The following is an 8,631-nucleotide window of genomic DNA, read 5'->3' as shown; positions in this document are numbered from 1 at the left end:
GGCTCGCGGGCGCTCTGGTGGCGCAGCATCTTCGGCACGGCCGGGCTCCTCTGCAATTTCTACGCGCTGACGCGCCTGCCCGTCACGGACGTGGTCACCGTGCTGTCCACCAGCCCCGTCTGGGTCGCGGTCATCCTCGCGGCCGTATTCCGGCGGCCCATGCCGCCGGGCGTCTGGCTACACGCGGGCCTGGCGCTGGCGGGCGTATACGTGATGCATCGCCCGGCGTTCAACGCCGAGGCGGTCCCGTTGCTGGTCGCGCTCATCGGCGCGATCGTTGTCGCGAGCGTTACGATCAGCCTCAGTTTCTGCGGCCAATACCATGCCTACACGGTCGTAGCGCACTATTCGACTTGCGCCACGCTCGTCTCGCTCGCGCTCTGCTTCCTGGTGCGCGACCCGCACGTTGCGCAGGTCAACCTGTCGCTCGGGTTGTGGGGCTGGCTGCTGCCGATGGGGCTCGCGGGCACGGGCGCGCAGATCATGATGACCCGCGCCTACGCCAGGGGCGCGACGGCCATGGTCGCGCTCGTCAGTATCAGCCAGATTCCTTTTGCCGCCGCGTATGACCTGGCCGTCTGGGGCCACGGCTTCGACGCATGGAAGGTCGCGGGCGTGTGCATGATCGCCGGGGCCATCGCGCTCAGCATGCGCGCCAACGCGCGCGCGCCCCGGACCCCGGCCCTTGCGAACCGGAATGACGCGGCTGCCGGTTGACTATGCCCGCCAGCCGGGGGTACTCTGGATGTGCCGGGGGATATTGTCCCCTTTGCGTTTCTTGGTCAACTGCGTACTCGGGAGGTTGATGCCATGCAGTCTCAAACGAACAGCCCAAAGGAAACACGGCGGGGATTTCTCAAGACGGTCGGCGCGGCAAGCACGGCCCTGTATTTGGGCGGGGCGGCAAGTCCCGCCGGGGCGGCTGCGGCGAAAGTGGAAACGCTGGCGTTGAACGGCGGGCCGAAAGCCGTGACCGTGGAAGCGCCCGGCGCGACGAAATGGCCCCTGTACGGCGAGGAGGAGATCGCGGCCGTCACCGAACTGCTGCGGAGCCCCGGCTACGGGCCCGTCGCGGAATTTGAAGACGCGTGGAAGGCCTATCACGGGTGCGCCTATGCGAAGGCGCACTGCAACGGCACGAGCGCGCTTACGTCGATGCTCTTCGCGCTCGATCTGCCCCCGGGCAGCGAGGTGCTCGTCACGGCCTACAGCACATGGTTCCCCGTGGTGCCGATGCGCTTCTTCGACCTGGTCCCCGTTTTCGTCGACGCGGACCCGCGCACCATGAATATCGACCTCGAAGACTGCAAGCGGCGGCTGACCCCGAACACCCGCGCGATCATGCCCGTGCACTGGTACGGCCTGCCCTGCGAGATGGACGACATCTGCGGCTTCGCGAAGGAAAACGGCCTTGAGGTGGTCGAGGACGCCAGCCACGCCCACGGCGCGCGCGTGAAAGACACGATCATCGGCAATTGGGGCCGCATGGCCGGGTTCAGTCTGCAGACGGGCAAGCCGTTGCCCGCGATCGAGGGCGGCATCGGCATGTACAAGGACCAGGGGGACTTCGAGCGGGCCGTCACCTATGGCAACTATGATTTGCCGCGCACCTTCCCGGAGGACAGCCCCTACCGGAAGTATCAGGGCACCGCGTTCGGCTCGAAGCTGCGCATGCACCCCCTGGCCGCCATCCTCGCCCGGATCCAGCTCGGGAAACTCGACGAGTTTAACCGCATCGGCGTTTCGCAGGTGCGCCGCCTCAACGACCGCATCACGCAGCTGCCCGGTCTCACGGAGCAATACGCTCGGCCCGACATGCAGCGCGTCTACTACGCCGCCAACCTCATGTTCATCGATGAGAAGAAGGTCGGCATGTCGCGCGAAACCGCGGTGAAGGCGCTGCAGGCCGAAGGCGTCGACGTCGGCGAGTACTCGTGGACCCTGCTGCACACGTACCCGATCTTCAGCGAGGAGAAATGGTGGCGCCACATGCCCGTGCTGCCCGCGCCGGACTCCGTGCCGGGCTGCGACGAGGCAAACCGCACTGCCATCCGGCTGCCTTATTGGACATCCGAGCAGCCGGAACTTGTCGACCAGTACGCCGCGGCCTTCGAGAAGGTCTGGGCCCACCGTGACGCGCTCGGCAAGGCGTAGGAATCGAGACAGTCCGAGAGCGCGCGATGCGTGGCTGCAATCGAACGCGGAGAAACACCGGTTCCCGGTTGTTGCCCGGTTGAGACAGCCTTTGCCGGAATGCGTTCGTTGCGGCACTTTATCGCTTTGACCGGTCTATCCGGCCGGCAGTCTCGGCGACGTTCCGCGTTCTCCGGGTTTCTGCGCTGAAAAGACGCCGAAGAACTCTCAGCGCGGGTCCTACAGCACCTTCTCTTCGTCGCGGAGGGCGCTGACCAAGGCGCGGACCCGTTCGGGCGTTTCGCCTTCCAGGATCTTGTTGAGCCGGTTCTGGCGCGGCAGCGACATGGACTCGACAACCAGGCCAGGCTGCACGGCATCGGGCGCAAGGCCCAAGTCATTCAGTGTGACTTCCCGGATCTCTTTCTTCTTTGCCTTCATGATATTCGGCAGCGTGGGATAGCGCGGCGTGTTGATGCCTTTCTGCGTCGTGAACAGGGCGGGCAGCGGCACTTCCAGCGTATATTGGCCACCTTCGATTTCGCGGTCTACGACGGCGCGGTCTCCCTGCAATTCGAAGCGGGTGATTATCGACGCGTGCGGCAGGTCGAGCAGTTCCGCAACGCGCTCCGGCACCTGAGACGCATCGTCGTCCACGGCCTGTTTGCCCGCGAAGACGAGGTCAGGCGCGAGGCTTTTTACGGCGGCGGCGAGCGCCTGCGCCGCGCCGCGGCTCGTAAGCCCCTCCGTGCCCGGCCCCGTGACGAGCAGCCCCCGGTCGGCCCCCATCGCCAGCGCGGACCGGATGGTCTCTTTCGCCTCGGCGGGCCCGAGGCTGACGATGATCGCTTCCGCCCCCTGCTGCTCTTTCAACTGTATCGCCGCCTCGACGGCGTGTTCGTCATACGGGCTTACGACGTATTTGAGGCCGGTCATGTCGACCGATTTGCCGTCGGCGCCGATCTTGAACACAGACGCCGTGTCGGGGACGCGCTTGACGAGGACGACTACTTTCACGTTGCTCACCTCCCGTGTCTGTTCTTCGAACCGGACGCAACGATGCCATTCCGCGCCACGGACGGTCAAATCCGTCCAATACCGAGATACTTGCAGATGACCTCGTTCATGACTTCGGTCGCGCCGCCGCCGATGCTGAGCAACCGCGTGTCGCGATACAGCCGTTCGACCAGGTACTCGCGGGCGTAACCGTAACCGCCGTGAAGCTGCACCGCATCGTAGACAACCCGGTCGCACATCTCGCACGCGAAATTCTTCGCCATCGAGACTTCCGCAACAGGATACTCGCCGGCCTGCACCATCGCGGCGGCGCGATAATTGAATTCGCGGGCCGCGGTCACGCGCGTGGCCATATCGGCCAGCTTGTGGCGCGTCACCTGGAAACCGATAAGCGGCCGGCCGAAGGCATGGCGTGTCTTCGTGTATTCCAGTGCTTTCTCGTACGCCACTTGCGCCGCCGCGTGCGCCAATACGGCCAGAGCGAGCCGCTCCTGCTGAAAATTCACCATCAGCCCCTGAAAACCGGCATTTTCCTCCCCCAGCAGGTTCGCGGCGGGCACGCGGCAGTCCTGAAACACCAGTTCCGCCGTGTCGCTTGCGTTCCAACCCATTTTCTTCAGCTTCTTCGCCACGGAAAAGCCCGGGCTGCCCCTTTCGATCACCAGCAGGCTGATGCCGCCGCTGCCAGGGCCGCCGGTGCGCACCGCGGCCGTGATCAGATCCGCGCGGCAACCGCTCGTGATGAAAGTCTTCGCCCCGTTCACGAGATACCAGTCGCCCTCGCGCCGCGCACGTGTCTGGATGCTCGCCACGTCCGAGCCGGCGTCGGGCTCCGTCACGGCCAGCGCGGCGATTTGCTCCCCGGCCAGCACCGGCGGCACAAAACGGCGCTTTTGTTCTTCCGTGCCGAGCGCCAGGATCGGCGGCAACGCGATATTCAGGCTGAACAGGCCCGCAAGCAGGCCTATCGACCCGCAGCGCATCAGTTCTTCCGTCACCGCGATGCCGTGGAATACGTCGCCGCCCGCGCCGCCCAGCGGCTCCGGATAGCCCAGCCCGAGCAGGCCCGCCTCCGCGGCCCGCCGGTACAGGTTCCGCGGGAACTCCTCCGCCTCCTCCCACGCATCCACGTGCGGCAGCACTTCGCGTTCGAGAAAGGCGCGGGCTGCGCGCCGCAGCGCCTCGTGAGATTCGTCAAAGTACCGTTGCATCGCGTGCCACCCGATTATGCGCGTTCGGACATGCGTGCGCTCAGCCGGCGCCGGACCAGCGGCGATTCTTTGCCCACAGCACTTCCGAGGCGGGCCCGCCAAGCGCGCTCATGGGCCGGTGCCGCGAGGACTCCTGATAGCCAAAGGATTTGCCGGCGACGACCTCGAACCCGGCCCGGTCGAGCAGGGTCAGGATACGCGCGAGCCGGTCGTAGGCAAGCCCGAGCCCGTGGTGGTATTCGCAGAAAATGTGCTGGACGTTGTGCAGCCATGGCCCGGCCTCCGTCAACACTGCATCCTCCGCGCCTTCAATATCGATCTTGAGATAGTGCACCGGCTCCTGCAAATACGCGCTCAAGGGCACGCATTCGACCTCGATCGTATGCACCGTGTCGCCCGCGGCCTCGCGCCGGTCCGCCAGCGACCCGGCCATCGAATAGCTGTCCGAAACGAAGAACGTGCGCGTTTCCCGTCTCTCCGACAGCGCGAACGGGAGGATTTCCACGTCCGTGAAGCCGTTCAACGCCATGTTGGACTCGGCCAGCGCGCGCAATTGCGGCACAGGCTCGAACGCCGTCACTTTCGCCTGCGGGTACAGCGTCTTGAAGTAGTAAATGGCCATCCCGACGTGCGCGCCGCAGTCAATGATGCGCGGGGCGTCCGTGTCGCAGGCGAAATAGTAATCCTCGTAAAGCAGGATTTCGTGGAGCAGCGACCAGAACGCGGCACGGTCGGGCACGCGCATGACCCCCTGCGCGAGCTGAACGGCATCCCCATCCATGACGGCATCGAGAAAGCGCCCGCGCAAGTGGTCCTCGCTGCGGATTTCCCGGCGCGCTTGAGCGAATCGCGCTTCGAGTCCGGGACTCCGCGCGAACAGCTTTTCCAGCCGCCGCCGCATGGTTTCGAGTGCGATGGCGCCGCGATTGGGCTCGTTGTCCATGATCTCCGGCAGCAAATCATGGTCAACCAGGAGCCGCCTCAGTATCGACCCTTCCCGCCATTTCAGGAATTCGAGTAATACCCGTCCGTGCCTGGATTCGAGAAGTTCGCGCAGCGGGCGGAAGTCTTGCCGGCGGAGCAGGTCCGCCAGACGTTCGCCGCCGTCCCGGCGGAACACGGACTGCAGCGCGTCCAGCCCTTCATCCGTGGCCAGCAAGGCGGCGAGCGCGGCCGCGTGGTCTTTCAGCGAGGCCTCCCGGTACAGGGCGAAGCCGTCCGCGCGAAGCGCGTGCATCAGCACGCGCCGGTTATCGAAGCGCAGGACGGCGTCGAGGAGCCGGAAGTCCTGCGCGACAAGCACGGCGCGCAACGCCTCCTGGTTCTTCTCCGCGGCGAGTTTTCCAAAGAGGCGGTACTCTTTCTCGAAGAGGAACGAGCGCAGGAGCACGAGGTCGTTTTCAAACAGCACGAGGCGCAGCAAGCGATGGTCCGATTCGCTGAGGAACTTGCGCAGGAGCTGGTGATCGGATTCGGAGAGCAGCGCGCGGAGCCGCCTGGCATCCTCGTGCAAGAGCGTCTCGCGCAATAGCGCCGAATCCCCATGGTCCAACACGGCATGAAGCAGCCGCTTGAGCAAGCCGGAACGCCGGACGCACGCGGCCAGCATGCCCGCGACCCTGAAGCGAATGCGTTTCTTTCCTTCACTCATGCAGCGTCCGCCGTCTCCGCTCCGCCCGCATGGACCCGCCATGCTTCGCGGTTGCGCCAGCATAACAACGGGCCCTTCGGCCTGTCCACCGCCGCGGGGGAGCAATGCTTGACCCGCCGTCGCGGGACTTTGCTATAGTGGCCGGGACGGCGCGCGTGGCGCCGTCCTGCATCGAGAAACCGCACAATACCATGCCGCGAGTCGTCTATACAGCCGAATCGGAGGCGCTGCACCCGAGACACGTGTTTCCCGCCATGGTGCGCGGGCTCTACCAGTCGCGCTACATGGCGGTGCGCCTGTTCGTGCGCGACCTGAAATCGGACCATGCCAAATCGGTTCTCGGCCTGATCTGGGAACTGGTGGACCCGCTGGTCCTGGGGTTCATTTTCTATTGCCTGATGCGGACGCGCGTCATTACGCCGGGGCCCACCGGCATACCCTATCCCCTGTTCATCATCTATGGGCTGCTGCTCTATGCGACGTTCATGGAATCCACCATGAAGATGATTCAGCTGGTCCACAACGCAAAGGCGCTGCTGGCCCAGTTGAAGCTGCCGCCGGAAGCGCTGATTCTTTCCGTGATCCTGCGCGTGCTCTTCAATTCCCTGTTCCGCGTCGCCGTCATGTTATTCTTCGCGCTGCTCTTGTCCGCCGGCGAACTGGAGCCGGGGATGCGCGCGTTCTCCCTGCCCGGTTTTCTCAAGTTCCTGGCGCTGTATCCGGCCATCATCCTCGCGGGCGCGTCCATCGGCCTGCTGCTTGCGCCGTTCAACGCGATATTCAGCGACGTCGGCACGGCCGTGCGCATTGCGCTCGGCCCCTACCGCTACCTGTCGCCCGTGCTCTGGCCCATCCCGGTGACGGGCGCCTGGTACTACGCGAACCTGGTCAGCCCCATCGCGCCGATACTCAACGACCTGCGCCTGCTCGCCACCCATGACACGATGCAGGAACCTGTGGCATTCTTCGTCCGTTGCGGCATCTACGGCCTTGTCTTTCTGGCGGGCTGGTTCGTCTTTCATGCGTCCCTGCCCGTGCTGGCGGAGAGGGCGTAGCATGGCCCCGGTAATTCAGGTCGAGCACGTGTACAAGAAGTACTCGCGCAAGGCCAATGAGCATCTGAGTTACGGGCTGGGCGACCTGTGGGCGCTGTTCACGGGCCGGCGCCCGAAACAGGGCCTGCGCAAGGACGAATTCCACGCCGTGAACGACATATCGTTCACGCTGGAACAAGGCGACAGTTTCGCATTGGTCGGGCGCAACGGTTCCGGCAAATCGACCCTGCTCAAAATGATGAACGGGCTCATCAAGCTCGACGCCGGCCGCATTGTCATGGGCGGGCGCGTCCAGGCGCTCATCAATCTCGGGGCCGGGTTCAGCCCGGCGCTGACGGGGCGCGACAACATTTACAACGCGGCCGCGCTCATGGGCTTGAACCGGAAACAGACGAATCAGCGAATCGACGACATCGTCGCGTTCGCCGAACTGGACGAGTTCATCGACAGCCCGGTGCAAACTTACAGTTCCGGCATGAAAGCCCGCCTCGGCTTTGCCGTCGCCGTGCACCTCGACCCGCAGATCCTGCTTATCGACGAAATCCTCGCCGTGGGCGACTACGCGTTCCAGAACCGCTGTTTCGCGCGAATGCAGCAGTTGAAGAAACGCGGTGTCACGATCGTGCTCGTGTCGCACCAGCACAACAGCGTCATTCAACTCTGCGAACGCGCGCTCTGGCTGCACCACGGCAAGGCGATGGAAATCGGGCCGTCGAAAGACGTCGTCCGCAACTATCTCAGCTTTCTCGAGCAGGAGGAAGCGGCAAAAGTCGCACAGCGCCGGGAACCAGAGAAAACCGCGCCCGCGGCGCAGTCCAAGCCGTCAAAAGAAACGGCCCCAAGACCGCAGGGCCAGCATGAGGGGCTCTTTGGCCCCGTCTTCGCGGATCCGGTCAAGATCACGAAGCCCGCGGTCATTTTCGCCGTGGACGGGCAGGATACGAACACGCTTCGCGTCCACGATGACGTGTGCGTGCGTTTCTCCTTTTCGCTGCTGGAGCACGTCGACGACCTGAACGTAACGCTCAAGTTCTTCACGCGCGACGGACTGAACCTTACCACGATTTCGACCTTGAACGGCGACCTGCTCAAACCGGTGCACGAGGGCGGGGTGTGCTGCGAGGTCGAGATCCCCGACTTCGACTTCACGCCGAACGCCTACGTGCTGGTAATCGCCGTACACGAGGGGAAAAGCTATCTGTACCGCGACATCGCTAAGGAATTCGCCGTGATTGGCGGCGAGACCTTCACGTGGGGCATCCGCGATTTTCAGTACGTGTACCGCGTCGGCGGCGCCACGGTCTACGATACGCGCCGATCCTCCTGAGAGCGCGCGCCCGGCGCCTTCTTGATCGCCACGATCCCGGGCACGATCAGCAGCCGCGCGATGGGCGATGCTTGTTCGCGCCCGACAGGAAGCGCGCGCGCGCCGTGGTATTCTTTCCTGAGTTCAACACCTCTCTGAAATTTCGTCGTAAGTCCTTATTTTATAAGGGGCCGATTTCTGATTTGGGTGTCCCGAGTGTAAGCTGGCCCCATGTTCGTGCGCAAAAAGCCCAATCCG

Annotated in this window: 7 protein-coding genes; 4 read left to right on the top strand and 3 right to left on the bottom strand. The window is 64.4% G+C overall.

The window, feature by feature from the left end; genetic code table 11:
- A partial coding sequence (locus KA184_21610) for a DMT family transporter (protein MBP8132184.1) occupies positions 1–717 on the top strand: 717 nt, incomplete at its 5' end.
- A 93-nt stretch (positions 718–810) separates the two neighbouring features.
- Entirely contained in the window at positions 811–2,154 is a 1,344-nt protein-coding gene (locus KA184_21605) for a DegT/DnrJ/EryC1/StrS family aminotransferase (protein ID MBP8132183.1), read from the top strand.
- Between the two features lie 219 nt (positions 2,155–2,373).
- Here KA184_21605 and KA184_21600 read toward each other — a convergent pair whose 3' ends face one another.
- The 3 genes from KA184_21600 to KA184_21590 form a co-directional block, all read right to left on the bottom strand.
- Entirely contained in the window at positions 2,374–3,150 is a 777-nt protein-coding gene (locus KA184_21600; protein ID MBP8132182.1) for an electron transfer flavoprotein subunit beta/FixA family protein, read from the bottom strand.
- A 65-nt stretch (positions 3,151–3,215) separates the two neighbouring features.
- Complete coding sequence (locus KA184_21595) at positions 3,216–4,361, bottom strand: acyl-CoA dehydrogenase family protein (protein ID MBP8132181.1); 1,146 nt, start codon at positions 4,359–4,361, stop codon at positions 3,216–3,218.
- A gap of 40 nt (positions 4,362–4,401) precedes the next feature.
- Complete coding sequence (locus KA184_21590) at positions 4,402–6,012, bottom strand: FkbM family methyltransferase (protein MBP8132180.1); 1,611 nt, start codon at positions 6,010–6,012, stop codon at positions 4,402–4,404.
- A 137-nt stretch (positions 6,013–6,149) separates the two neighbouring features.
- Here KA184_21590 and KA184_21585 point away from each other — a divergent pair, with 137 nt between their 5' ends.
- Positions 6,150–7,067: an ABC transporter permease gene (locus tag KA184_21585; GenBank protein MBP8132179.1), complete on the top strand. Its 918-nt coding sequence runs from the start codon at positions 6,150–6,152 to the stop codon at positions 7,065–7,067.
- 1 nt (position 7,068) lies between these two features.
- Positions 7,069–8,394, top strand: coding sequence for an ABC transporter ATP-binding protein (locus KA184_21580; protein MBP8132178.1), 1,326 nt, complete (start codon positions 7,069–7,071; stop codon positions 8,392–8,394).
- Positions 8,395–8,631 lie beyond the last annotated feature (237 nt).

Source organism: Candidatus Hydrogenedentota bacterium (assembly GCA_018005585.1).
Lineage (GTDB): Bacteria > Hydrogenedentota > Hydrogenedentia > Hydrogenedentales > JAGMZX01 > JAGMZX01.
The sequence above is the reverse complement of the archived record's forward strand: the minus strand, read 5'-3'. Positions and strand labels throughout refer to the sequence as shown.

What these genes read in the sequence shown, in the direction of transcription:
- KA184_21605 (MBP8132183.1), top strand. Translation starts at nt 811, where the DNA reads ATGCAGTCTCAAACGAACAGCCCAAAGGAAACACGGCGGGGATTTCTC.
- KA184_21595 (MBP8132181.1), bottom strand. Translation starts at nt 4,361, where the DNA reads ATGCAACGGTACTTTGACGAATCTCACGAGGCGCTGCGGCGCGCAGCC.
- KA184_21590 (MBP8132180.1), bottom strand. Translation starts at nt 6,012, where the DNA reads ATGAGTGAAGGAAAGAAACGCATTCGCTTCAGGGTCGCGGGCATGCTG.
- KA184_21580 (MBP8132178.1), top strand. Translation starts at nt 7,069, where the DNA reads ATGGCCCCGGTAATTCAGGTCGAGCACGTGTACAAGAAGTACTCGCGC.